23 protein-coding genes are annotated in these 24,733 nt (G+C 52.5%); 15 read left to right on the top strand and 8 right to left on the bottom strand.

Going from position 1 to position 24,733, the window contains the following annotated elements; genetic code table 11:
* The first annotated feature begins 189 nt into the window (after positions 1-189).
* From F8561_RS01635 to F8561_RS01620, 4 genes are read left to right on the top strand one after another with little or no spacing between them, the layout of a single operon-like run.
* Positions 190-522, top strand: coding sequence for a hypothetical protein (locus F8561_RS01635; protein WP_048216957.1), 333 nt, complete (start codon positions 190-192; stop codon positions 520-522).
* Positions 519-1,760 carry a PfkB family carbohydrate kinase gene (locus F8561_RS01630; protein WP_081051438.1) on the top strand — a complete coding sequence of 414 codons (1,242 nt, stop codon included), beginning with the start codon at positions 519-521 and terminating at the stop codon, positions 1,758-1,760. Before F8561_RS01635 ends, F8561_RS01630 begins: the two co-directional genes overlap by 4 nt.
* A complete protein-coding gene (locus F8561_RS01625; protein ID WP_048216956.1) occupies positions 1,757-2,362 on the top strand; it encodes a 7-cyano-7-deazaguanine synthase in 606 nt (201 codons plus the stop codon). The genes F8561_RS01630 and F8561_RS01625 overlap by 4 nt, the downstream gene beginning before the upstream one ends.
* The gene (locus F8561_RS01620; protein WP_223862018.1) at positions 2,340-3,014 is read left to right on the top strand and encodes a dehydrogenase; all 675 of its coding nucleotides are present in this window, start codon (positions 2,340-2,342) and stop codon (positions 3,012-3,014) included. The genes F8561_RS01625 and F8561_RS01620 overlap by 23 nt, the downstream gene beginning before the upstream one ends.
* Here F8561_RS01620 and F8561_RS01615 read toward each other — a convergent pair.
* Positions 2,958-3,803, bottom strand: a complete 846-nt coding sequence (locus F8561_RS01615; RefSeq protein ID WP_048216955.1) for an 8-oxoguanine DNA glycosylase — start codon at positions 3,801-3,803, stop codon at positions 2,958-2,960. The genes F8561_RS01620 and F8561_RS01615 overlap by 57 nt on opposite strands.
* Positions 3,800-4,468: a DNA adenine methylase gene (locus F8561_RS01610; protein WP_048216954.1), complete on the bottom strand. Its 669-nt coding sequence runs from the start codon at positions 4,466-4,468 to the stop codon at positions 3,800-3,802. Before F8561_RS01610 ends, F8561_RS01615 begins: the two co-directional genes overlap by 4 nt.
* Before the next feature lie 425 nt (positions 4,469-4,893).
* On the opposite strand from F8561_RS01610, the gene F8561_RS01600 reads away from it, so the two are divergent.
* Both F8561_RS01600 and F8561_RS01595 read left to right on the top strand, forming a co-directional pair.
* Positions 4,894-6,258, top strand: a complete 1,365-nt coding sequence (locus F8561_RS01600) for an anti-phage deoxyguanosine triphosphatase (RefSeq protein WP_059347288.1) — start codon at positions 4,894-4,896, stop codon at positions 6,256-6,258.
* A gap of 657 nt (positions 6,259-6,915) precedes the next feature.
* A complete protein-coding gene (locus F8561_RS01595) occupies positions 6,916-7,161 on the top strand; it encodes a hypothetical protein (protein ID WP_048216952.1) in 246 nt (81 codons plus the stop codon).
* Between the two features lie 261 nt (positions 7,162-7,422).
* Here F8561_RS01595 and F8561_RS01590 read toward each other — a convergent pair whose 3' ends face one another.
* On the bottom strand, positions 7,423-7,704 hold the full coding sequence (locus tag F8561_RS01590; protein WP_032681916.1) for a YjcB family protein: 282 nt from the start codon (positions 7,702-7,704) through the stop codon (positions 7,423-7,425).
* Positions 7,705-8,193: 489 nt separating this feature from the next.
* On the opposite strand from F8561_RS01590, the gene F8561_RS01585 reads away from it, so the two are divergent.
* Together F8561_RS01585 and F8561_RS01580 are read left to right on the top strand one after the other, a co-directional pair.
* Positions 8,194-9,594 (top strand): sensor domain-containing diguanylate cyclase, encoded by a 1,401-nt coding sequence (locus tag F8561_RS01585; RefSeq protein WP_078774724.1) that lies wholly within the window; start codon positions 8,194-8,196, stop codon positions 9,592-9,594.
* Positions 9,595-9,933: 339 nt separating this feature from the next.
* Complete coding sequence (locus F8561_RS01580) at positions 9,934-11,499, top strand: EAL domain-containing protein (RefSeq protein ID WP_063858548.1); 1,566 nt, start codon at positions 9,934-9,936, stop codon at positions 11,497-11,499.
* A 6-nt stretch (positions 11,500-11,505) separates the two neighbouring features.
* On the opposite strand, the gene soxS is transcribed toward F8561_RS01580, so the two are convergent.
* Positions 11,506-11,832, bottom strand: coding sequence for a superoxide response transcriptional regulator SoxS (gene soxS, locus F8561_RS01575; protein ID WP_013095071.1), 327 nt, complete (start codon positions 11,830-11,832; stop codon positions 11,506-11,508).
* Between the two features lie 98 nt (positions 11,833-11,930).
* Between soxS and soxR the strand changes: the two genes are divergently transcribed.
* From soxR to F8561_RS01555, 4 genes are all read left to right on the top strand, one after another.
* Positions 11,931-12,389, top strand: coding sequence for a redox-sensitive transcriptional activator SoxR (gene soxR / locus F8561_RS01570; RefSeq protein WP_014168225.1), 459 nt, complete (start codon positions 11,931-11,933; stop codon positions 12,387-12,389).
* A 302-nt stretch (positions 12,390-12,691) separates the two neighbouring features.
* Positions 12,692-13,363 (top strand): glutathione S-transferase family protein, encoded by a 672-nt coding sequence (locus F8561_RS01565; protein WP_025206386.1) that lies wholly within the window; start codon positions 12,692-12,694, stop codon positions 13,361-13,363.
* A gap of 296 nt (positions 13,364-13,659) precedes the next feature.
* Complete coding sequence (gene ghxP, locus F8561_RS01560; protein ID WP_020882835.1) at positions 13,660-15,009, top strand: guanine/hypoxanthine transporter GhxP; 1,350 nt, start codon at positions 13,660-13,662, stop codon at positions 15,007-15,009.
* Positions 15,010-15,161: 152 nt separating this feature from the next.
* The gene (locus F8561_RS01555; RefSeq protein ID WP_014168228.1) at positions 15,162-16,808 is read left to right on the top strand and encodes a Na+/H+ antiporter; all 1,647 of its coding nucleotides are present in this window, start codon (positions 15,162-15,164) and stop codon (positions 16,806-16,808) included.
* 48 nt (positions 16,809-16,856) lie between these two features.
* Here F8561_RS01555 and F8561_RS01550 read toward each other — a convergent pair whose 3' ends face one another.
* Positions 16,857-17,738 (bottom strand): LysR family transcriptional regulator, encoded by an 882-nt coding sequence (locus F8561_RS01550; protein ID WP_151887078.1) that lies wholly within the window; start codon positions 17,736-17,738, stop codon positions 16,857-16,859.
* Positions 17,739-17,840: 102 nt separating this feature from the next.
* Here F8561_RS01550 and F8561_RS01545 point away from each other — a divergent pair, with 102 nt between their 5' ends.
* Together F8561_RS01545 and F8561_RS01540 are read left to right on the top strand one after the other, a co-directional pair.
* The gene (locus tag F8561_RS01545) at positions 17,841-18,251 is read left to right on the top strand and encodes a CidA/LrgA family protein (RefSeq protein WP_151887077.1); all 411 of its coding nucleotides are present in this window, start codon (positions 17,841-17,843) and stop codon (positions 18,249-18,251) included.
* Entirely contained in the window at positions 18,244-18,933 is a 690-nt protein-coding gene (locus F8561_RS01540) for an LrgB family protein (protein WP_023310063.1), read from the top strand. The genes F8561_RS01545 and F8561_RS01540 overlap by 8 nt, the downstream gene beginning before the upstream one ends.
* 32 nt (positions 18,934-18,965) lie before the next feature.
* On the opposite strand, the gene actP is transcribed toward F8561_RS01540, so the two are convergent.
* From actP to acs, 3 genes are all read right to left on the bottom strand, one after another.
* Positions 18,966-20,615, bottom strand: coding sequence for a cation/acetate symporter ActP (actP, locus tag F8561_RS01535; RefSeq protein WP_014168232.1), 1,650 nt, complete (start codon positions 20,613-20,615; stop codon positions 18,966-18,968).
* Positions 20,612-20,926: a DUF485 domain-containing protein gene (locus tag F8561_RS01530; protein WP_014168233.1), complete on the bottom strand. Its 315-nt coding sequence runs from the start codon at positions 20,924-20,926 to the stop codon at positions 20,612-20,614. The genes actP and F8561_RS01530 overlap by 4 nt, the downstream gene beginning before the upstream one ends.
* Before the next feature lie 72 nt (positions 20,927-20,998).
* Positions 20,999-22,957 carry an acetate--CoA ligase gene (gene acs, locus F8561_RS01525; protein WP_020882831.1) on the bottom strand — a complete coding sequence of 653 codons (1,959 nt, stop codon included), beginning with the start codon at positions 22,955-22,957 and terminating at the stop codon, positions 20,999-21,001.
* Between the two features lie 423 nt (positions 22,958-23,380).
* Here acs and gltP point away from each other — a divergent pair, with 423 nt between their 5' ends.
* On the top strand, positions 23,381-24,694 hold the full coding sequence (gltP, locus tag F8561_RS01520; RefSeq protein ID WP_151887076.1) for a glutamate/aspartate:proton symporter GltP: 1,314 nt from the start codon (positions 23,381-23,383) through the stop codon (positions 24,692-24,694).
* The last annotated feature ends 39 nt before the right edge of the window (positions 24,695-24,733 follow it).

Below are 24,733 nucleotides of genomic sequence, written 5' to 3'. Positions count from 1 at the left end.
ACGACGAGGTCTGCTCGAAGGGCCTTAGGCTGACACTACCGAGATGACTATCAAGACAAATCATGATTAATGTTAGTTAAAAAATAACACCTGATACCTGCACATAAAGCAAACAATTTTTCTATACACCGACAAATTTTATTGATATACAAATATCAAATATATTAATAATTGTAACGCGAGGTGTCTATGTCAGGCTCTGGTGGGGGTAGCTTTGGCGGCCAGTTCGGTCAGGATGATTTTGAAGTGACCTGTGAAAAACTTACGATTGATACTCAGCTAAGTTCGCCCGATCCGCAGGTCGTAGCGCAGCTGTCAGTCGGCGTGATTATGGGGATTATGCAAATCAATTCAAACGGAACTCTGCTAACGGTTGCTATGCACAACGGTTTGCAGGCTGGGGGTATCGCTTCTCCCTACATCCAGCGCCTCCGTGACTGTATGAGTAATGGTACAACCTACGTTGCCAAAGTAACCGCCATTAATGGTGGTCAGGTCAGGGTCAGTGTGTACGCGATATGAGCAACAGCAAAACGTTCAGTACGGAGATCATCACTATTGCAGGCGGTACATATCATGAAATTAGCCTTCATCCAGGAAATCACCAGGTTTACGGTTCAGCGGGAAGGGCGGCATCAGCACTGGCAACGCTCGGTGTAAACGTTGATTTGTACACCTACGCTGATGAAATAGTCAATTCGGTTCTTCGAGAACGCGCCTGTTTTGAAAACTTCACGCTTCATACGAATGAAGTACGTGAATCCGTCATATTCCATTATGAGCATGGGCTGGCGGAACCTCGAATTTTCAATTACCCGGACACCCCTTACCCGGTCATTACAGTGAAAGCGCCCTGTGTTCTACGCTATGGAATGCTGGAGGGATCCGCTGTAATAGACGCGGAATACGCAGTATATGACCCCCAGAATGTGACCAACCCGGAGCCATTCACAGCAAACGGATCCAGAGCAAAGCACCTCGCTTTGATCCTTAACCGCTATGAGGCGAAGTCCCTCAGTGGCCAGCGCGAATTATCCGACAGAGAGCATGCAGAGTTTCTTTACGAAAGCGGTCATGCCGAAGTCATCATTATCAAGCAGGGCCCAGCTGGTGCACTCATCTGCGATAAAGGTAACATATCCTATATCCCTGCCTATGAGACAAGTCGGGTCAACAAAATTGGCTCTGGTGACGCATTCGTAGCCTATTTTTCCCGTGAGTGGATGCTGAACAAAAAAACAGCCCACGATGCTGCGAATTACGCCTCACTTGCTACCGCATGTTACTGCGAAAGTGGGCTTTTTCCTTCAGCAGAAGGGCTGGCTGCTTTCAGTCCCAGCCCCATCAAGCTTTCTCAGGCGTTTATTGAGGGTGGCAACAGAAAAGTCTATCTGGCTGGCCCCTTCTTTACCTTGGCACAGCTCTGGCTTGTTGAGCAAGCGCGACGGAACCTGAGCGATCTTGGGCTGGACGTTTTTTCCCCCTATCACATGGTTGGACACGGACCCGCAGAAGAAGTAGTCGAAAAGGATCTTGATGCGATACGGCAGGCCGACATCGTTTTTGCAATAGGCGATGCGCTCGACTCCGGCACCATCTATGAAGTCGGTTACGCGCGGGCGCTAGGCACTCCGGTGGTGTTCTATGCCGAGAACGAATCGGAAGAGGATCAGAAAATGATGGAAGGATCAGGATGTATCTTGAGCAAAGATTACGTCACAGCAATTTATAAAACGCTCTGGGTGGCCGCTCAAAAATGAAAACCGCACTCTTACTTTCTGGCGGAATGGACTCCATTGCTATTGCCTGGTGGAAACGCCCGGATATAGCACTGACACTCGACTACGGTCAGCAAGCCGCCAATGCCGAAATTAAAGCTGCCACTGCCACCTGTGAGACCCTTGGAATTGAGCATCACATTATACGCATTGACTGCCGTTCGCTGGGATCAGGAGATATGGCTGGTACCGCTACGGATCCGAATGCACCATCGAGCGATTGGTGGCCGTATCGTAACCAGATGCTCATCTCTCTGGCGGCCATGAAGGCAATAACGCTTGGCGTCACGCACCTGTGGATCGGCACAGTGAAGTCAGATGAAACGCATCTAGATGGTACTATAGGCTTCATCAGCAGAATCAGTGAGCTTATGTCGTTTCAGGAAGGAGGCATGGTTGTCGAAGCTCCGGCAATTACGTTATCAACCTCTGAGCTGATCAGAATTTCAGATGTTACGCCAGGTGGCCTCGCTTGGGCCCATAGCTGCCATAAGGCAAACATCCCATGCGGCAACTGCCGGGGGTGCAATAAGTATTTTCAGGTTCTGGATGATGTCGGATATGACTTGGACCGTTCCCGCTAGTCCTGTTCCCCGTGAACAGCCACTCAGCTATCAACCCGTTAACTGGCCCGCCGGAGATCCGTTTTTTCTGCCGCCTCCTTCGGAGAATGCAGTGCTTCCCGGATTGAATGACGTGATCGAAACCCGTAGAACACAGCGAAACTTCAGCCACGTCAGTCAGGTCCAGCTATCTCACTGGCTATGGCTAACCGGCAGAGTGATGGCTGTGGGACATTCAGGCTATGGCTTTCCACTAACTCAACGCCCCGTGCCCTCCGCCGGGGCCATACATCCTATTCACATTGTTCTTTCCCTCCCTGAACGGGATGGGTGGCAGCTGTATCTGCCTGACATGCATGCGCTGGCACCGCTTCGGATCCCTGAGCAGACCCGATTCGAAATACGCGATGAGCTTTTGCCGGTAATTGATATCCAGAGCGGAATTATTGTCAGACTTATCGCTGAGCCAGGAAAAACGTCAGCAAAATATTCAGATGCTGATAGCCTTGTTTGGCGCGATTCCGGTGTTCTTGTAGGGCAGATGGCGCTTGTTGCCGAAGCGCTGGAATGCAATTTTTGCCCGCTGGGCATTACAGGCCATGACTGGTGCTCCGGATTAAAACTGGAAGGTCGTCTGGCTGGTACCGGACTGGCGGTTTTTGGCTCGCGATGAACGGGGGCGCAATTTCGCAAGAGGCTGGCCGCGCATGTTTTCGATAAGACTGAACACTGTACTGGAAGAGGCCTGCATTTCATACCAGATAAGCGCATCCAGCTCAGATGCTTTTACGCCCATAGCTTCACTGAACTTCAGAAAGATTTGTTCCAGCTTCAGGTAGTCACGTTCAACAGTAAGGTCTCCCGGGAAAAAACCTGCAAGTAGTCCCGCCCTCAGGATGTGAATGTCCAGAATAGCGACATCATCCGCACAGAGCCAGTTACGTGCTATCCATGATGCCGTTTTATGACCAATACCGGGAATGGAGGTCAGCCAGTCTCTGAGAGCACGGCCCGAATCCGTCGGCGGCATCTCTACATCCAGCCTGTTTAGCGCAACCGAGAGATAGCGCGATTTTTGCCGAGCGAAGCGGTAACGTACTGATTTTTTACCAGTTTTAATGGGCTCTGATAGCCATTCGTAAAGAGTGGCTTCAGATGGTGGCTGAGCATCAAACGCACCGCAATCCTTCAGCTTATTGAATGCGGCAAGGCCTATCGCAGCTGGTATGCCGTGTCCACCCAGCAGGCAGGCACCCACTTCCTCTTTGAGCGTTCGCCCAAGCTTGTAATTGACGGCGTTGACTTCCAGACGACGGGCGAGTATTTGATAGGCCCAGTACGCTGGCGATGGGAACGCCTCAATTCTTCCCCACTGAACACCCGGGAGGATATCCTGTTCCGGAGCCGGAAAGTCAAGATTGATAATTGTCGGTCCAATGAAGACCGCTCCGCGCTGTGTCATACAGCCTCCAGACCATAAGTTGCGTTCAGCCAGTTGATCAGTTCGTTGCGCTCTGCGGGTTCCATTCGTTCTATGCGGTCATAAAGCCGAGTGCGTCTGCGGGCCAGAGTCTGTCTTTCCCGATAACTGCTGCCCATGTATCGCGCGTCATGCAACCTGTCAGGAACATCAAAGTTCATCCATACGCATTCTTCACGCACGTTCGTATGAGTCTTGGCGTTAAATCGCTCGCAGCGCCATCCGCTGAGCATTTCGTCATAGATAGTATTTCCGTAACCGGATATCATGACCATGCAGGGCAACTTGGCAAGCACTTGCAGCAGCCGGCGATGATCGTCATCTGAATATTCATGACGATAGATTTTGCTACGTTTACGCGTGCTATGAACATAGGGTGGGTCGGCGTAAACTAGCTCACTACCCTGATACGGAAACGTACTGAGATACGCTATAGCGTCATCCTGAATGAGTTCGCAGGGAATATCCCCGCCGCGCCATACATCAATAACCTGTTGATCAATATCGATTCCAATATTACGGGCTGCGGGCCGTTTGTTGCGCATCACAGCTCCTCCACCAAGGTGGGTTTCAATATATGTCTCATGCACTGGCATCAGGTTGATGAGTCTCTGATAGCACTTGCCTTTACCACCGGGATATCTCATGCACTAATCATCGTCATTTCTGACGATGATGTCAATTTCAATCGATATTGGTGTTCGCGCTCCTTTACTACAAAGTACATAATCAATAACCTGATAGTTCGTTTTTTATAAACTCTATTGCAGAGCTGTTCACACTAACGCATAGCAACGTGATGATTTTAAAAAATAACTTTTCTCGTTACAGGAATAGATGTGATAGATAATTTATTCTGCTCAATGATGTATGCGACGGATGCATTTTCACTTCCAGAGTGCAGCACGGACGATCGCTCGCCCGGAACTCTTTAACGATGATAAAACCTGGGTAGTTTGCTGGCACAGAGGATTCATTCCGAATAACAGGGACGAAACTCAGCCCCGGGTTTACATTTCTCACGTCTGCACTTAAGCAGGCTGATTGCTATATCCTGCCCACAGGAGCCTGTATGACACACAGCAAAGAACAGATCTGGTCTGAACGCCAAGGGAGCAATACCCGTAGGCCAGATGAAATAAGGTCGGAATACGAACGCGATCTTTCCCGACTAATCCACTCTTCCGCGTTCAGGCGATTACAGTCGAAGACGCAGGTGCTGGGTCTGGGCGAGAGCGACTTCTACCGCACACGGCTGACTCACTCTATGGAGGTAGCGCAGATTGGCAGCGGCATCCTGTCGCAGCTGAATATACGCTATCCCGTTGGGATAGCGACTGAGGCGGAATTCCTGCCTCACCCAAGCCTTATGCAGGCTATCTGTCTTGCCCACGATATCGGCCATCCCCCCTTCGGTCATGGCGGTGAAGTTGCGCTTAACTACTGCATGAGAGCCTATGGAGGCTTTGAGGGTAACGGACAGACGCTGCGTATACTCACCCAACTGGATAAGTACACCGAGTCCAACGGGCTGGATCCCACGCGCAGGCTTATTCTAGGCGTGCTGAAATACCCGGCAAGCTACTCTGAGGTAGTCAACGAGAGCGCTTACGGCCAGCCACAGGCAGGAAGCCGTGAATGGCTGTTTAAATCCTCCGGCTTTAAGCCCCCGAAATGCTATCTGGACTCCGAAGCGGATACTGTCAGCTTTGCACTCCGACCTTTTGATGATGATGATGCGCTGTTATTCAGATCCGGAAGAAAGACCACCAAGCCGGTTGAGCACAGAAAAACGAAATATAAAGCGCTGGACACAACGATTATGGACTTAGCTGATGAGATTTCCTATTCACTCCATGATCTTGAGGACGCGATTTCGCTGAGAATGATCGACAAAAGCATGTGGATGGACTACTTCAGTGACAAGTCACACCTGTTTGAAGCATGCCAACGCAGCTCGTTTGACCTGACCGCTGAAGACGTAGCCGATAAGCTGTTCGGCAGAAGCTACCTTCGCAAGGAATGCATCGGAACGCTGGTCCACCTGATGATCACAAGCGTCACGCTTCAGGTGCAGCATCCTGATTTCAAGTGCGGAATGCTTCGCTATAAAGTGGCACTACCTGCCGAAGTCGAAGCCCTACGTGAGGCCATTTTCAGTCTGGTTGAGGACAAGGTGATCCGGCACGAAAACGTTCAGCTACTGGAGTTCAAAGGTCAGAAGCTGATTGTAGAACTGTTCAATGTGCTGGCAAGCGACCCCACACGTTTTCTCCCGGCTGAGACGTGCAAGAAGTATAGAGAAGCTGAAAAAGCTGACGATAAAAAAATGCGGGTCATCAGCGACTATGTTTCAGGTATGACGGACGAGTACGCGACTCGGCTGTATGAGAAAATCTTTGTTCCGCGCAAAGGATCAATCTTTGACAGACTCTGATGTTCCCTCTGCACATGGCAAACCGTGAGCACGATGAAATAGAAGTTGACCCTGGCCCTGTTTTCAGGGGGGCTCAATCCTTATCAGTATTGTCGGGTTTTATGGTTTTTTTGGATAGCATAAGCTCTATTGCTAACTCAGCATCCTGCGCGTCACTGGGCCGAAAGTCACGGTTACTGAATAAGTACCAGATACAAAAAAAGCGGGGGTAGCACCCCGCTTTGGTATTTTTGGTAAGTAGCAACCCGGAGGCGGGAAGCTTTGATTATCCTAACCTCAACTGCGCTATGTATACAAATTTTTGAGCCTGTCTGTAAGTTTGTGTAGATGTTCATTTGTTAAATGGTGATCGATCAGGAGGTTTCGGCACCGCAAGCCACTCCATTAAAAATCATTTTCCCACTACAGCACATCTGACTTTTTTCATCTGTTTTAACTTAAAATCATTTCTAATCAATTAGATACTATTTGGTTCGGACGATGTGCTGTAGCGGGATGTATCAATTATCTATTAATAAAAGATAGTTGAATTATTTTTACTAATACTGATTAGTGGAATGATGCGTACTAAATGGTTTGAAATCATGTGATATAAGTTGTTGATATATAAGTATAGTTATAGAAATGATGTGTGATGGTACTAGCGGGGGAGCTCTAATGATCCAGACAATTATTGAGAAATGCGGAGATAGCCCGGTATTCAAAATACCAGAAGCAATTATGGAAAAAGCTGGCTTCAGTATCGGCGATGCTATTGATATTGAAGTCAAAAATGGCTGTATCATTATTGGCCCAGCGGAACTGGTTAAATATTCCCTTGAAAATCTTATTGAGGGAATTTATGAGGTTAATCTTCACAACAGAGTTGACTTCAGGCTGCTAATAGGCAAAGAGTTGCTCTGATTCTCTTTTAGACTAATTCCAGAAAATTGGAATGATTGCGGTGAGCAACAGCCAAGAGAGGAAAGTAAAGTTTTTAGTCGTAATAAAGGCTATTTTTTACTAAAAACTTCACATAGTTAATAACTTATTATATAACAATATGAAATTATTATATTTTTTGTTTTATTTTCCACTATCAGGTAATTAGAACCATTTTGATATCCGACGGTTTAAAGCAAAAAACCCAGACCTCGGTCTGGGTTTTTTTCTTCATCTCTGGGATCAGGTAATCACCATCGGCCAGTCTGGCGGGGTATGGCTCATGGCTTCCACCATGACGACTTTAATATTTTCCCAGACGACAGCGAGATCCAGCAGGGTGATGCCAAGCAGGCCCGTTGCGAACCAGCATGCTGCGCCCAACCCCAACAGGGTGCTGATGACAGCAAGGCCAGCATAGTCAGATTTACGAAACTGAATGTTTAGCGTGCTGGCCAGGAACATCAGCACCGCACTTAACAAAGGCCAGCGCAGGAGAACCATGCTGGTAGTAATGGTTGCCATAAAACCCATCCTCAACAAAACAGACGAACTGAATGAAACAGTGTTTCTCGTTACACAATATGTGTGAACTATATCACATTTGTTGATTTATTCGCCAGCCTCAGACGGGTGAAAAAAGCAGGAATTATCACAGCCAGGCGTCGCACGAGGATTGAGGGGAAAATATATCTTTGCACGCTAATGACCCCCTTTTATCGCTTCCAGGTAATAAATTCATTGAGATAACAAATCCTCTGCAAATTGAGGTGTGCTGTAGAACGTTTACAGCAACAATCCTTTGGATTATGCTTGAGTGGATAAATAAATTTACTCGCATTCTATAATTCAGGTTTTTGAATTTTATTGGTTTTTTTCTCTTTGTACGTTTTTAATTACACACAACGTCTCGTACTCCAGCTGTGCTGATATTCAGCATCCTGCTCTGGCTCGCCGATTTTTGAATCTGAAGAAAGTTGCGTCCGGTTTAACGCTTAATAATCTGCGAAAAAAATGAAAGAAAAACGACGTGAGATTGTTAATGACAGCCTGCGGGCGTTGCATGCGCTGGCAGATCTGATGCCCCAGCTTCACGCCCATTGTTCGCTGGGTGAGATGCTTGAGACGATCAACCGGGCCTTCGGGGCAAGCCTGGCCTGGATTAGCGTTGATACTGACGGGCTACAGCGCGTGGTCTGTGCCGGTGAAGTGACCTGTCACTCATTTGAGGTGGCCGATTTTCTTGCCGGTACCCTGCTGGAGAAGCATCACCGTGCGTGGCGGGTCGTCTACTGGAAAGAGAATATCGGCCGCGCATTATTCTCCGCTCATCATCCTGGCTATTCGCAATTGCAAAGCGGGGTGTTATGCAAGCTTTCAACCCATAACGGACAAGGCAGCGGCTATTTCTTTCTGGCGTTTGCTGAACCGTTATATTCTCTGGCCATCCTGAAAAGTATTGTTGCGGTACTGGTCGAAAAATTAAAAGACTATTTTTCAGAAATTATCGTTCGTGAAAAAACAGCGCAGGAAATGCAGCGTGTGGTGACCCAATATAAAACCCTGTTTGAACGAGCGCCTGTTTTAATGAACTCATTCGATAAATTTAACCGCTGCGTGCTGTGGAATGCTGAGTGTGAAAAAGTGTTTGGCTGGACAATGGCGGAGATCAGCGCCCATGCCGATCCGCTCTCACTGTTTTACCCCGACCCGGAAGAGCGGCGACGGGTCAGGGAGTCGATAAATGTCTCGCCGCTAAAGGATATGTACGAGTGGCATCCACTGCGTAAAGACGGTACGCCGTTGACGGTTTTGTGGTCAAACATTCTGCTGCCGGACAGCTCAGTCCTGAATATCGGGCTTGATATTACCGAACGTAAAAAAGCCGAACAGCAGCTGGAAGTGAAAGCGACCACGGACGATCTTACCGGGTGTTTTAACCGTTCAACCATTTTACAGCAGCTGGAATCCGCGCTGGCGGCAAATGCCAGGCAGGATGCTGACAGCCATTTTTGCGTGCTCATGTTTGACCTGGATTTTTTCAAACAGATCAACGATCGGTGGGGGCATCAGGTGGGCGATCGGGCGCTTATCCACTTTTGCCAGGCTATCCGTGAGTTAAGCCCCGAGAACGCTGCGCTTGGCCGTGTGGGCGGCGAGGAGTTTTTGCTCCTGCTGGCACGAACCGACGGCAACGCGGGCGCCCTTTTTTCGGCGAGGCTACGTACTGCCCTCAAAACCAACCCGCTCGTGGTGGGAGAGAAAAAGCTGGTGCTGTCATTCAGCGCCGGGGCGGTGGAGGTTTGCCAGGGCCAACGCGATACTTCAGGATTACTGATGCGTGCCGATAAAGCATTATATGACGCCAAGCGTACGGGTCGGGGGAAAACGGTGGTGGCTGCTGATTATTTATAAATCAAAAAACAAAATACGCGCGAGTAAATAGCATAAAATGTCATGTTGCCGTTGTTGTTTTTTCACACTGCCAGAAGTTTGGCTTAATCAACGATCCTCTGTTGTGTTATCTTCAAACCTCCCGTACCCGCTGGATAATTATTTTCCTTAATTGAAACGGAACGAATACTTACAGTTTAGCTTACGGGAAAATATTATCGTCATAACGAAAATTAAGATTTTTAATACTAAAAGTCAGTTGCTAACTTCGCATGATTCATGCAACGTAATCACCTGTTAAACAAAGCATCCGGCCTTCATTACTACAGGCGTACAACATGCAGGGATATAGGGCGGGAAATGAATCGTAGCGCGCGGCGCAAGATGCTCAGGGTGGTAGGGATCATCATGGTAGTTATGCTGCCGGTGATGCTTGCGCTATGGTTTGCCCAGATAAGAGCCGTGTCGGAAACAAGCGCCCAACTACGCACCTTTGCTGAACTGGCGTTAGACAAAACAGAGCTGGTAATTCAACAGGTTGATCTGGCCCGCGACGAGGCTGAAAAATATCAGGGTGAGCGTTGTACACCAGAACATCGCCAATATATGTTGAACGTTGTTCGGGGTCGTCTGTTTGTTGCGGATTTAATTTATGCAGAAGGTCAGAATTTTCTTTGTTCGACCGTTTTTACACCCGCCAAACCTTATCTGATATCCACGGCTAATTACACACGTAAACCTGACGTTGCTATCTATTATTATCGCGATACGCCATTTTTTACTGGCTATAAAATGACATATATGCAGCGCGGAAATTATGTTGTGGTGGTCAATCCGCTTTCCTACAGCGAAGTAATGTCGACAGATCATTCCCTTTCGTGGGGGGTATACGACACGGTAACGAATGCATTCTTTTCCGTCAGTCAGCGCGCGAATGTTTCTTTATTAAGTTCGATGATTCGGGATAAGGAATCGGTATTTCAAAAAGATAACCGTTTTTATACAGTCGTCAAATCCCCAAAACGGCCTATTGCCGCTATCGTGTCGACGTCGAATAAACGTTTTTATGAAATGCTTTATCACCAGGCAACGTTGACGCTACCGCTGGGGATGATCTGCAGCATAATTATTTTGCTGGTGTGGTCTCGCACCCATCGTGAACTCAATTCTCCCGGGCGGTTACTGCAGCGAGCGCTCAATAAACGCCAGCTTTGTGTCCACTATCAGCCGATTATTGATATCAAGAACAACCAGTGCGTGGGAGCCGAGGCGTTATTACGCTGGCCTGGCTTTAACGGGCCGGTCATGAGCCCGGCTGAATTTATTCCGCTGGCGGAAAAAGAGGGCATGAGCGAGCGAATTACGGATTATGTTGTCGAAGAGGTATTCAGCGATCTGGGCACATTCCTGGCAACGCATCCGCATCTCTATATTTCGATTAACCTGTCGGCCACGGATTTCCACTCTTCACGGCTGATCGCCATGATTTCGGACAAGGCCAGACACTACGCCGTGCGTGCGCAGCAAATTAAAATCGAAGTCACGGAGCGCGGTTTTATTGATGTCCCTAAAACCACTCCGGTTATTCAGGCGTTCCGTCAGGCGGGTTACGAAGTGGCGATTGATGATTTTGGAACGGGTTACTCTAACCTGCACAACCTTTATTCGCTGAATGTCGATATTCTGAAAATCGACAAATCCTTTATCGACACCCTAACAACCAACAGCACCAGCCACCTTATCGCCGAGCATATTATTGAGATGGCACAAAGCCTGCGGCTTAAAACCATTGCGGAAGGGGTGGAAACGGCAGAACAGGTGAGCTGGTTGTTGAAACGTGGCGTTCAGTTCTGTCAGGGATGGCACTTCGCGAAAGCGATGCCGCCCCAGGAGTTTATGACCTGGCAGCAGCAACCTTTGCATTGAGAGTCATTAATTCAACTGGTGGCGATAGTCGCTCGGTGTGCGGTCAAACTCGCGGCGAAACACGCGGGAAAAGGTTTGTTGCGACACATATCCCAGATCCATCGCGATATCAAAAATGGGCCGCTGCGTTGAGCGTAAGGCCTGCGCCGCCAGCAGCAGTCTGCGCTGACGAATGTACTCACCCAGCGTCTGGTGCATAACGGTACGGAACATTCTCTGTAAATACCATTTCGAATAGCCGGATTTTTTAGCGACCACATCAATGTTCAACGGTTGGTCGATATGTTCATCAATCCATTCAATAAGTGTCTGAATAATTTGCTGATGCGACATAAGGTTGCCCCTCTGTAGATACAACTGCCCTGGTTGATTCGTCGTTTTCTCTGCGGGCGAGTATAATTCCTCAAGTTAACTTGAGGTAAAGAGGTTTTATGGAAAAGAGATTGCCGCGAATTAAAGCGTTGTTAACCCCCGGCGAAGTGGCGAAGCGAAGCGGCGTTGCGGTGTCGGCGCTCCACTTCTATGAAAGCAAAGGGTTAATTAAAAGCATCCGAAACGCCGGAAACCAGCGACGCTACACGCGTGATGTGCTCCGTTATGTCGCGATTATCAAAATTGCCCAACGAATCGGAATCCCCCTGGCCACCATCGGCGATGCGTTCGGCGTGCTGCCGGAAGGGCACTCTCTCAGCCCGAAAGAGTGGAAAGAGCTTTCCTCTCAGTGGCGTGAAGAGCTGGATCGACGCATTCACACGCTGGTAGCGCTGCGTGATGAACTGGACGGATGTATTGGCTGCGGCTGTTTGTCGCGCAGTGATTGTCCGTTGCGTAACCCGGGCGACAGGCTGGGTGAGCAGGGGACAGGGGCGCGGTTGCTGGAGGAAGACTGAGATCCGGCGGAAAACCGCACCTCATACCGCACCTCATAAAGAACTAAAGCGCCACAAAAGGGCGCTTTAGTTTTTCCCGGTCTTTGTCTTTCACTCTATCCCGCTGGTTCACGGGAGGGTTTCCCCCGACATCAGCACCCCTCATGTCGAGCGTGTTGGGGAGGTTCCGGATTGTGCTGACACTTTAATTCTATGCAAGACCCGTCTTTTCGCCAGTCGGTCAGGCCGTTTTTTAGGCGAATTTTTTTCGCGGTGTTGTTCGATTTTCTATAGTTAAAAAGTATGAATAAAAGGAGAACACAATGCTCACGGTACACCACCTGAACCAGTCCCGCTCACACCGTGTGATCTGGGCGCTGGAAGAACTTTCCCTGCCCTATGAGATTGTTCGTTACCAGCGCGAAAAGAGCATGCTGGCGCCTGAGTCGCTCAAAAAAGTGCACCCGTTGGGCAAATCGCCGGTTATTGAAGATAACGGCCTGATCCTCGCCGAGTCGGGGGCCATCCTCGAATATCTTCAGGAAACCTACGATCCGGAGTCGCGGCTTAAGCCTCTGGATCCTGCGCATAAGGTGCAATACCGCTTCTGGTTGCACTATGCCGAAGGTTCGCTAATGCCGCTGCTGTTGATGAAGCTGGTTTTCAGTAGCCTCGGTAAGCCGCCCGTGCCGTTTGGTATCCGCACGTTGGGTAAAGCGCTGGGGCAGGGAGTGCAAAAAGCGTATCTCAACCGCCAGCTTGAAACCCATGCACGCTTTATTGAGTCGCATCTTGCCGAAAACAGCTGGTTTGCCGGCGACGCGCTCAGCATGGCGGATATTCAGATGAGTTTCCCGATTTTTGCCCTGCTGGCGCGCGGTGGCATCGATAACCTCCCGCATACCCAGGCCTGGAAGAAAAAAGTAGAGAGCAGCCCTGGCTGGCAAAAAACGCTGGAGCAAGGTGGCCCGTTATCGATTCCGGGTGGGGAGTGAAATGTAAACAAATTGCGCACAGACGATAACGTTTGCGCATCCTCTGTTTATTTCTTCAGCGTCATAAGGGAATTTTAGCGAAAAACGATAAAGTTCAGTTGAAAAGGGCGGGGATTAGGCTAGATAATCGTTTGCCTTAATTTGACCACCCGTTTGTAAGCGCGGAGCTAAACGTTTGCTTTTTCTGTGACGCCCCTTTCGTCGCAAATGCAAAACACGGATTTGACGTTTAGCTGGCAGTGGCGTCTCCACCACGCTTACGGACTTTCTATAAAAACTCTCAGGGGATGTTTTCTATGTCTACGCCATCTGCGCGTACTGGCGGTTCGCTTGACGCCATCTTTAAAATTTCGGCTCGCGGCAGCACCGTGCGTCAGGAAATCGTTGCCGGTCTGACCACGTTTCTGGCGATGGTTTACTCCGTCATTGTCGTTCCGGGTATGCTGGGTAAAGCGGGCTTCCCGCCGGCTGCTGTCTTTGTTGCTACCTGTCTCGTGGCGGGCGTTGGCTCCATCGTGATGGGCCTGTGGGCGAACCTGCCGCTGGCGATCGGTTGTGCAATCTCGTTGACCGCCTTTACCGCTTTCAGCCTGGTTCTGGGTCAGCACATCAGCGTACCGGTTGCGCTCGGTGCCGTGTTCCTGATGGGTGTACTGTTTACCGTTATCTCCGCCACCGGCATCCGTAGCTGGATTTTGCGCAACCTGCCTCAGGGCGTGGCGCATGGCACCGGCATTGGTATCGGGCTGTTCCTGCTGCTGATTGCCGCAAACGGCGTCGGCCTGGTGATCAAGAATCCGCTGGACGGTCTGCCGGTGGCGTTGGGGCACTTCGCGAGCTTCCCGGTCATTATGTCCCTGATCGGTCTGGCGGTGATTATTGGTCTGGAAAAACTGAAAGTCCCGGGCGGCATTTTGCTGACCATTATCGGGGTGTCCATTGTTGGCCTGATTTTCGATCCTAACGTTCACTTCTCCGGGATTTTCGCCATGCCGTCGCTGAGTGATGACAAAGGCAACTCTCTGATTGGCAGTCTGGATATCATGGGGGCGTTGAACCCGGTGATCCTGCCAAGCGTGCTGGCGCTGGTGATGACCGCGGTGTTTGATGCAACGGGTACCATCCGTGCCGTCGCGGGTCAGGCGAACCTGCTGGATAAAGACGGTCAGATTATCGATGGCGGCAAAGCGCTGACCACCGACTCCCTGAGCAGCGTCTTCTCGGGTCTGGTGGGCGCGGCTCCGGCTGCGGTGTATATCGAGTCCGCTGCGGGTACGGCGGCAGGCGGTAAAACCGGCCTGACGGCCATTACCGTTGGCGTGCTGTTCCTGCTTATCCTGTTCCTCTCTCCGCTCTCCTACCTGGTGCCGGCCTACGCGACCGCACCTGCGCTGATGTACGTTGGTCTGCTGATGCTGAGTAACGTGGCGAAAATCGATTTTGCTGATTTTGTGGATGCGATGTCAGGCCTCATCACGGCGGTCTTTATCGTGCTGACCTGTAATATCGTGACCGGCATCATGATCGGTTTCGCGTCGCTGGTGATTGGGCGTCTGGTCTCCGGCGAGTGGCGCAAGCTGAACATCGGCACCGTTGTGATTGCCGTCGCGCTGGTGGCGTTCTACGCGGGCGGCTGGGCAATCTAAGTTGTCCATTGATGCGAAAACGGGTAGCTCAGGCCGCCCGTTTTTATTTTCAGGACTCATCCCGTTGTCTTTTGCGTTACTCTGGGGAAGATAGAATAACAGGCACGACGCCTTAGGTTTGGCTTTTAAGAAACACAGCAAACAGGGAACGCATGGAAATCTTCTTCACAATACTCATCATGACTCTTGTGGTCTCGCTATCCGGGGTAGTCACACGCGTACTGCCCTTTCAGGTCCCCCTGCCATTAATGCAAATTGCCATCGGCGCGCTGCTGGCGTGGCCGACGTTTGGCCTGCACGTGGAGTTCGACCCCGAACTGTTCCTCGTGCTGTTTATTCCGCCGCTGCTGTTTGCCGATGGCTGGAAAACGCCCACGCGTGAATTCCTTGAGCACGGGCGAGAGATATTAGGTCTGGCGCTGGCGCTCGTGGTGGTCACGGTGGTCGGGATTGGCTTCCTGATCTACTGGGCGGTACCGGGCATTCCGTTAATTCCGGCCTTTGCGCTGGCCGCGGTGCTGTCACCAACCGATGCCGTGGCGTTGTCCGGCATTGTCGGTGAAGGCCGTATTCCGAAGAAAATCATGGGGATTTTACAGGGTGAGGCGCTGATGAATGACGCCTCTGGCCTGGTTGCCCTGAAATTTGCCGTGGCCGTCGCGATGGGCACGATGATCTTTACCGTAGGCGGCGCGACCCTGGAATTCTTCAAGGTGGCGATTGGCGGTATCCTGGCCGGGTTTGTGGTGAGCTGGCTGTATGGTCGTTCGCTGCGCTTCCTCAGCCGCTGGGGCGGCGATGAACCGGCGACACAGATTGTGCTGCTGTTCCTTCTGCCGTTTGCCTCTTACCTGATTGCCGAACATATCGGCGTGTCGGGCATTCTGGCGGCGGTGGCGGCAGGGATGACCATCACCCGCTCCGGCGTAATGCGCCGCGCGCCGCTGGCCATGCGCCTGCGTGCGAACAGCACCTGGGCGATGCTGGAATTTGTCTTTAACGGTATGGTGTTCCTGCTCCTGGGCCTGCAGTTGCCGGGCATCATGGAATCCTCGCTGGTGGCGGCCGAGGCCGACCCGAACGTCGAAACGTGGATGTTGTTCACCGATATCGTGCTGATCTACATGGCGCTGATGCTGGTGCGTTTCGGCTGGCTGTGGACGATGAAAAAATTCAGCATGCGCTTCCTGACGAAAAAACCGATGGAGTTCGGCTCGTGGACCACGCGGGAGCTGCTGATTGCTTCTTTTGCTGGCGTTCGCGGGGCGATTACGCTTGCCGGTGTGCTATCCATTCCGCTGCTGCTGCCCACGGGCGATGTCTTCCCGGCGCGCTATGAACTGGTGTTCCTGGCGGCAGGGGTGATTCTGTTCTCACTGTTTGTCGGCGTGATAATGCTGCCTCTTCTGCTGCAGCATATTGAGACGGGTGACTCGACTCAGCAGCATAAAGAGGAGCGTATTGCCCGCGCGGCGACCGCCGAAGTGGCGATTGTGGCCATTCAGAAGATGGAAGAACGTCTTGCGGCGGACACGGAAGAGAACATCGACAACCAGCTGCTGACCGAAGTGAGCTCGCGCGTGATTGGTAACCTGCGTCGTCGTGCCGATGGCCGCAACGATGTGGAAAGTTCGCTGCAGGAGGAGAACCTGGAGCGCCGGTTCCGTCTGGCGGCGCTGCGCTCAGAGCGTGCCGAGCTGTACCATCTGCGCGCCACGCGGCAAATCAGCAATGAGACGCTGCAAAAACTGCTGCACGATCTGGATTTGCTGGAAGCCTTGCTGATTGAGAATCAGTAGTCCGTGCGGGCTGATGCCCTCACCCTGACCCTCTCCTCCCGGAGAGGGTCAGGGGACCCAAAACCCTTCACAGCATTTCAGCCACGCCTGCGCGCTGTGCGATAAATAAACCCCTTCGCGCCAAATCATCCCTAACTGCCAGTGCAAATCGCTTTCCAGCGGGATCCAGCGCAGGGTGTTTTTATCGAGCCGTTCGCAAATCGGCTGCGGCAATATCGCAATGCCGACGCCTGCCTGCACCATCGCGGCCAGGAAATCCCACTGCCCGCTGCGCACCGCAATGCGCGGCTTCACGTTGTGTTGATTAAACAGCGCCATCAGCTGGCGGCTGAGGGCGAAATCTTCGTTGTAAATCAGCAGCGGGTGTTCACCGAGCCGTTCGGGTTTCACCGTGTCGACCTTCAGCCAGTCACCAGAGCGGGGTACCAGCACGCACAGCGGGTGGCTAAAGAGCGGCAGCGTCGCCAGACCGCTCTCTTCCTCCACGGGGAGGGCGGTCATGGCGACATCCAGCTCGCCGTTGGTGACCGCCTGTTGAACCGTTAAGCCGCCAAACTCGGAAATCTTCAGCTCAACGCCGGGATAACGCCGGCGAAACAGGCTGATGGGGCCGGCCATCATCATCCCAACCATCGGCGGGATGCCGAGGCGCAGCAGCCCTTTTGTCAGGTGATTGATATCGCCAAGCTCCGCTTCCAGCTGGCGGAACTCCGCCAGGATCGCCAGCCCGCGTTCAAAGACGACCCGCCCGGTATCGGTCAGCAGCAGCTTGCGTCCGTCGCGGATAAGCAGGGTGCAGTTCAGTTCATCTTCGAGGTTTTTCAGCATCTTGCTGATGGTGGGTTGGGTGACAAACAACTTCTCCGCTGCGCGGGTAAAACTTTGCTGACGAACCACTTCGACAAAATAGCGCAGCGTTCTTATGTCCATGATTATTCCTCGGAACTATACCTTTGATGATTTTAATTCATTTCAGTCCATTACGTGCGCTCACTATACTGGCGCCTCGTCTCATTTTTGAGGAAAATCCCCATGGCCGTGGCGTTAAGCCGTGTTACGCCTGCCGTTGTGCAACGACTTCAGGTACCGGTTCAGGTACTGCTTTATGCGGGACTGTTTGTTTTCGCTGAATATCTTGTCAACTGGTTGCATCTGCCGCTGCCTGCCAACCTGGTCGGAATGGTGCTGATGCTGACGCTTATCCTCTGCCGCGTTATCCCCCTCAACTGGGTACGCGCCGGCGCGCGCTGGCTGCTGGCGGAGATGCTGCTGTTCTTTGTGCCTGCCGTGGTCGCGGTGGTGAACTATGCGCAACTGCTGAGGGTAGATGGCTGGCGTATCTTCGCGGTCATTGCGCTGAGCACGCTGATGGTGCTGGGGGCCACCGCCTGGGTGGTTGATAAAGTGTATCGGGTTGAAATCAGCAGGCAAAAGCATGACTAACTTCCAGATAAGCGTGTTGTGCCTGATTGCCACCCTGGCGATCTACTTTGCCAATAAACGGCTGTATCGCCGTTTTCACGCGCTGCCGCTGATGCCGCTGGTCTTCACGCCGATCCTGCTGGTCCTGATGCTGGTCTTCGGGCATATCTCCTGGCAGAACTACATTGGGGAATCCCACTGGCTGCTGTGGCTACTGGGGCCTGCGACCATTGCCTTTGCGGTACCGGTGTATGACAACCTGGCGATCATCAAACGCCACTGGATGTCGCTCAGCGCTGGCGTGATCACGGCCACGGTGGTGGCGGTCTGCAGTTCCGTCTGGCTGGCCCGGCTGTTTACGCTGCCCGATGAAATTCAGCGCAGCCTGGCCGTCCGTTCGGTCACCACCCCGTTTGCGCTGGCCGCGGCCAAGCCGCTCGGCGGACAGCCGGATCTGGTCGCGTTATTTGTGGTCGTGACGGGCGTCTTCGGGATGGCGGTTGGCGACATGCTTTTTTTGCGGCTGTCGATCCGTGAAGGAATGGCGAAAGGGGCGGGATTTGGCGCGGCATCGCACGGTGCGGGAACGGCACGTTCGTATGAACTCGGGCAGCAGGAAGGGGTGGTGGCAAGCCTGGTGATGATGCTCTCGGGCGTGGTGATGGTATTGATTGCACCGCTGGTGGCGTGGGTGATGTTCTGATTTCCCCGGCCAGTAATGCCGGGGAGACGAGGTTAGTGCGCGCGGCCTTGCTCGACGCCCAGACCCGTTTGTGAGCGGATAAACTGGGCGCGGAATTTCTCACGCTCCAGGTTACCTTCCGGCGAGTTATCGGTCGCGGAGAAGACCCAGATACCAATAAACGCCACGGCAATGGAGAACAGCGCCGGGTATTCATACGGGAAGATAGCGCTTTCGTGACCGAGGATCTGTACCCAAATCGTCGGGCCAAGGACCATCAGAATCACTGCCGTCAAAAGCCCCAGCCAGCCGCCAATCATCGCCCCACGGGTGGTCAGTTTTGACCAGTACATGGAGAGCAGGATGATAGGGAAGTTACAGCTTGCGGCAATGGAGAAGGCCAGCCCCACCATAAAGGCGATGTTCTGCTTCTCGAACAAAATCCCCAGCAGAATAGCGACCACGCCCAGCACCAGCACGGTGATTTTCGAGACTTTCAGCTCATCACGTTCGCTTGCCCCTTTGCGGATAACGTTGGCATAGAGGTCGTGCGATACCGCAGACGCGCCCGCCAGCGTCAGCCCGGCAACCACCGCGAGGATGGTGGCGAAGGCCACGGCCGAGATAAAGCCAAGGAACAGGTTACCGCCTACCGCGTCGGCCAGATGCACTGCCGCCATGTTGTTACCGCCAATCAGCCCGCCCGCCGCGTCTTTAAACGCCGGATTCGCCCCCACCAGCATGATGGCGCCAAAACCAATGATAAAGGTCAGGATGTAGAAGTAACCCATAAAGCCCGTGGCGTAGAAGACGCTTTTGCGCGCTTCACGCGCATCGCTCACGGTGAAGAAACGCATCAGGATGTGTGGCAAGCCAGCCGTACCAAACATCAGACCCAAACCGAGCGAAAGCGCAGAAATAGGGTCTTTCACCAGCCCGCCAGGGCTCATGATCGCTTCCCCTTTCGGGTGTACCGCCATCGCTTCAGTGAACAGATTATTGAAGCTGAACCCGACGTGTTTCATGACCATAAAGGCCATAAAGCTGGCGCCGAACAGCAGCAGGACCGCTTTGATGATTTGCACCCAGGTCGTGGCCAGCATGCCGCCGAACAGGACGTACATCACCATCAGCACACCCACCAGCACCACCGCGATGTGGTAGTTCAGGCCGAACAGCAGTTCGATCAATTTACCCGCGCCGACCATCTGCGCAATCAGATACAGCGCGACCACCACCAGCGAGCCGCAGGCGGAGAGGGTACGAATCGGCCCCTGCTTCAGCCGGTAGGAGGCCACGTCTGCGAAGGTATAGCGGCCCAGGTTGCGCAAGCGTTCTGCGATCAGGAACAAAATAATCGGCCAGCCCACGAGGAAGCCGAGGGAGTAAATCAGACCATCGTAGCCGGAGGTGTACACCAGCGCGGAGATACCGAGGAAGGAGGCAGCGGACATAAAGTCGCCTGCAATCGCCAGCCCGTTCTGAAAACCGGTAATGTTGCCGCCTGCGGTGTAGTAATCATTACGGGAGCGCACGCGTTTCGAGGCCCAGTACGTGATGTACAGCGTCAGCAGCACGAAAATCAGGAACATGATAATCGCCTGCCAGTTGGTTGGCTGGCGCTGCACCTCGCCGGTGATGGCATCAGCGGCGTTGGCGGCAAAGGGAAGTGTGGCGGCAAGCGCCGTCAGGACTCTCTTCATGATGCTTTTACCTCTGCCAGGACTGCTCTGTTGAGACGATCGAATTCGCCATTGGCGCGCCAGACGTACACGCCGGTCAGCACAAACGAAATGATTATCACGCCAATCCCAATCGGAATTCCGCGCGTGACGCTGGTGCCCGCGTGCAGCGGCGTACCGAGCCAGTGTGGGGCAAAGGCAATCAGCAGAATAAAGCCGACGTAAATAATCAGCATGATGATGGAAAGTAAGAAGGCAAACCGTTGCCGTTTATCCACGAGCTCCCTGTAGTGCGCACTATTCTCTATCTGCTGACAAATATCGTTATTCATCAGAGGTCTCCAGAAGTATTTATAGGGGAGGTTTTTTTATTCCCTCTCCCGGGGGGGAGAGGGGGGATCGCGTTACGATGGCATTGCGATGGACTGCTTCTCTTCGAGCAGTTTTTCCACCACGCCAGGATCGGCAAGCGTTGAGGTATCACCGAGGTTGCTGGTGTCACCGGCTGCGATTTTGCGCAATATGCGGCGCATAATTTTGCCTGAGCGGGTTTTCGGCAGAGAGTCGGTCCAGTGCAGCACGTCCGGCGTGGCAAGCGGGCCAATCTCTTTACGTACCCAGTTGCGCACCTCGGCATACAGCTCTGGTGACGGCTCTTCGCCATGATTCAGCGTGACGTAGGCGTAAATCGCCTGGCCTTTAATGTTGTGTGGGATCCCGACGACGGCGGCTTCGGCGATCTTCGGATGAGATACCAGCGCGGATTCAATCTCCGCGGTACCCAGACGGTGGCCGGAGACGTTCAGCACATCGTCCACGCGCCCGGTTATCCAGTAATAACCGTCCTCGTCACGCCGGGCGCCGTCACCGCTAAAGTACATGTTTTTAAAGGTCGAGAAGTAGGTCTGCTCGAAGCGCTCGTGGTCGCCGAACAGGGTACGCGCCTGGCCCGGCCAGGAATCGGTGATCACCAGATTGCCTTCGGTGGCCCCGTCCAGCGGATTGCCTTCGTTATCCACCAGAGCAGGTTGTACGCCGAAGAACGGTTGAGTTGCTGAACCGGCTTTTAACTGCGTCGCACCCGGCATAGGGGTGATCATAAAGCCGCCGGTTTCGGTCTGCCACCAGGTGTCCATTACCGGACATTTTTCGTTGCCGATTTTCTTCCAGTACCACTCCCAGGCTTCCGGGTTGATGGGCTCGCCAACGGAACCGAGGATGCGCAGCGAAGAGCGGTCAGTGCCTTCAATGGCCTTATCGCCTTCCGCCATTAATGCGCGGATCGCCGTTGGGGCGGTATAGAGAATATTGACCTTGTGTTTGTCGACCACCTGACACATGCGTGCCGGCGTTGGCCAGTTCGGTACGCCTTCAAACATCAGCGTAGTGGCACCACAGGCCAGCGGGCCGTATAGCAGGTAGCTGTGACCGGTGACCCAGCCTACGTCGGCAGTACACCAGTAAATGTCGCCCGGATGGTAGTCGAATACGTACTTGAAGGTGGTAGCGGCATAGACCAGATAGCCGCCGGTGGTGTGCAACACGCCTTTCGGTTTGCCGGTTGAGCCGGAGGTGTAAAGAATAAACAGCGGGTCTTCCGCGTTCATCTCTTCCGGCTGATGCTGGTCGCTGGCTTTTTCAATCAGATCGCTCCACCACAGGTCGCGTCCTTCATTCCAGTCGATCTTGCCGCCGGTACGCTTGAGAACGATGACGTTGCTGACAGTTTTCACGTTCGGATTTTTCAGCGCTTCATCGACGTTTTTCTTCAGGGGAATGCCACGGCCAGCGCGCACGCCTTCATCGGCCGTGATCACCAGTTTCGAGCTGGAGTCGACAATACGTCCGGCTACCGCTTCCGGTGAGAAGCCGCCAAAAATCACCGAGTGAATCGCACCGATGCGCGCGCAGGCCAGCATGGCTACGGCCGCTTCAGGCACCATTGGCATATAGATAGCCACCACGTCGCCTTTTTTAATGCCCCTTTCCAGCAGAACGTTGGCAAAGCGGCACACGTCGCGGTGCAGTTCTTTATAAGTAATGTGTTTGCTTTGAGAGGCGTCGTCGCCCTCCCAGATAATGGCCGTTTCATTACCGCGTTCGGCAAGGTGGCGGTCAAGACAGTTTGCTGCCAGGTTCAGCGTGCCGTCTTCGTACCATTTAATGGAGACGTTGCCGGGCGCAAAGGAGGTGTTCTTCACCTTCTGATAAGGTTTAATCCAGTCAAGAATATGGCCCTGCTCACCCCAGAAGACGTCAGGGCTGGAGACGGATTGCTGATACTTCTCGTGGTACTGCTCCGGGTTTATCAGGCAACGGTCCGCAATGTTTGCGGGAATGTCGTGTTTATGTACTTGGCTCATGGCTTTTTTTCTCCTTGTAAGATGTTAATAATATGTCGCAAAAACGTTAATAGTAGGGGCTTTACAAGCTTTGTTTATTATTTGGGCTACAGATCACGCATTGTTTGAAGAGTATGAAAAATGAGCGAATGAAACTTTGAAGGAAAATAATTCACCGTGCCGATTATTCACAATTTCCATTAAAAAAGCCTTTTTATAACAAAAAGTTATTGATGGGAATTGTGACAAACTCACGTCATGACCGCTTTTTGCAGCGAAATGTGCCGTTCTTTAAGGCTTGCGCAACATGCCGCGCAAATGATACTCATACGCCGCGTTAAAAAATCCCATAAACCAACGCAACACAATTCATACCCTTTCAGTATGTATCCATATTCATGCACTTTATGTGAATAGGGCGCTTCATTGAGGAAGTCAGTTTCTATGAAAAACGTTAAAGTCAGCCTGGCCTGGCAAATCTTGCTAGCCCTTATGCTGGGTATCCTGCTGGGTAGCTACCTGCATTATCACAGCGACAGCCGCGAGTGGCTGATTGCAAACCTGCTCTCGCCGGCAGGGGATATCTTTATTCATCTGATCAAGATGATTGTCGTACCGATTGTTATCTCAACGCTGGTCGTCGGCATTGCCGGTGTGGGGGATGCAAAACAGTTAGGCCGTATCGGCGCGAAGACAATTCTTTATTTCGAAGTGATCACGACGATTGCCATCATTCTGGGGATCACGCTGGCGAACGTGTTCCAGCCAGGATCCGGGATCGATATGTCGCAGCTGGCGACGGTGGATATTTCGAAATATCAAAGCACTACCGCTGAAGTACAGAGCCACGCGCATGGCCTGATGGGAACCATCCTTTCGCTGGTGCCGACCAACATCGTGGCTTCCATGGCGAAGGGCGAGATGCTGCCGATCATCTTCTTCTCGGTGTTGTTTGGTCTGGGTCTCTCCTCCCTGCCTGCCACGCACCGTGAACCGCTGGTCACCGTGTTCCGCTCAATTTCTGAAACCATGTTCAAAGTGACTCACATGGTGATGCGCTACGCGCCGGTTGGGGTGTTTGCGCTTATCGCGGTAACCGTGGCGAACTTCGGTTTCGCCTCCCTGTGGCCGCTGGCGAAGCTGGTGATTCTGGTTCACTTCGCCATCCTGTTCTTCGCGCTGGTGGTACTGGGAATTGTGGCGCGCCTGTGTGGGCTGAGCATCTGGATCCTGATCCGTATTCTCAAAGATGAGTTGATTCTCGCGTACTCCACGGCAAGCTCTGAAAGCGTACTGCCGCGTATTATCGAGAAGATGGAGGCCTACGGCGCGCCGGCGTCGATTACCAGCTTTGTGGTGCCAACCGGCTACTCCTTTAACCTGGACGGCTCAACGCTGTACCAGAGTATTGCGGCTATCTTTATTGCTCAGCTGTACGGCATTGACCTGTCTCTGTGGCAGGAGATCGTGCTGGTGCTGACCCTGATGGTGACCTCAAAAGGCATCGCAGGCGTACCTGGCGTCTCCTTTGTCGTCCTGCTGGCAACCCTGGGCAGCGTAGGGATCCCGCTGGAAGGTCTGGCGTTTATCGCCGGTGTCGACCGTATCCTCGATATGGCGCGTACGGCGCTGAACGTGGTGGGTAACGCCCTGGCGGTGCTGGTTATCGCTAAGTGGGAGCACAAATTCGACCGTAAAAAAGCGCTGGCGTATGAACGCGAAGTGCTGGGTCGTTTTGATAAGACCGCAGACCAGTAAAATAAAAAGGCCGGGGTTAACCCGGCCTTTTCGCATTCC

Source organism: Enterobacter sp. 198 (genome assembly GCF_009025585.1).
Lineage (GTDB): Bacteria > Pseudomonadota > Gammaproteobacteria > Enterobacterales > Enterobacteriaceae > Enterobacter > Enterobacter ludwigii.
The sequence above is the reverse complement of the archived record's forward strand: the minus strand, read 5'-3'. Positions and strand labels throughout refer to the sequence as shown.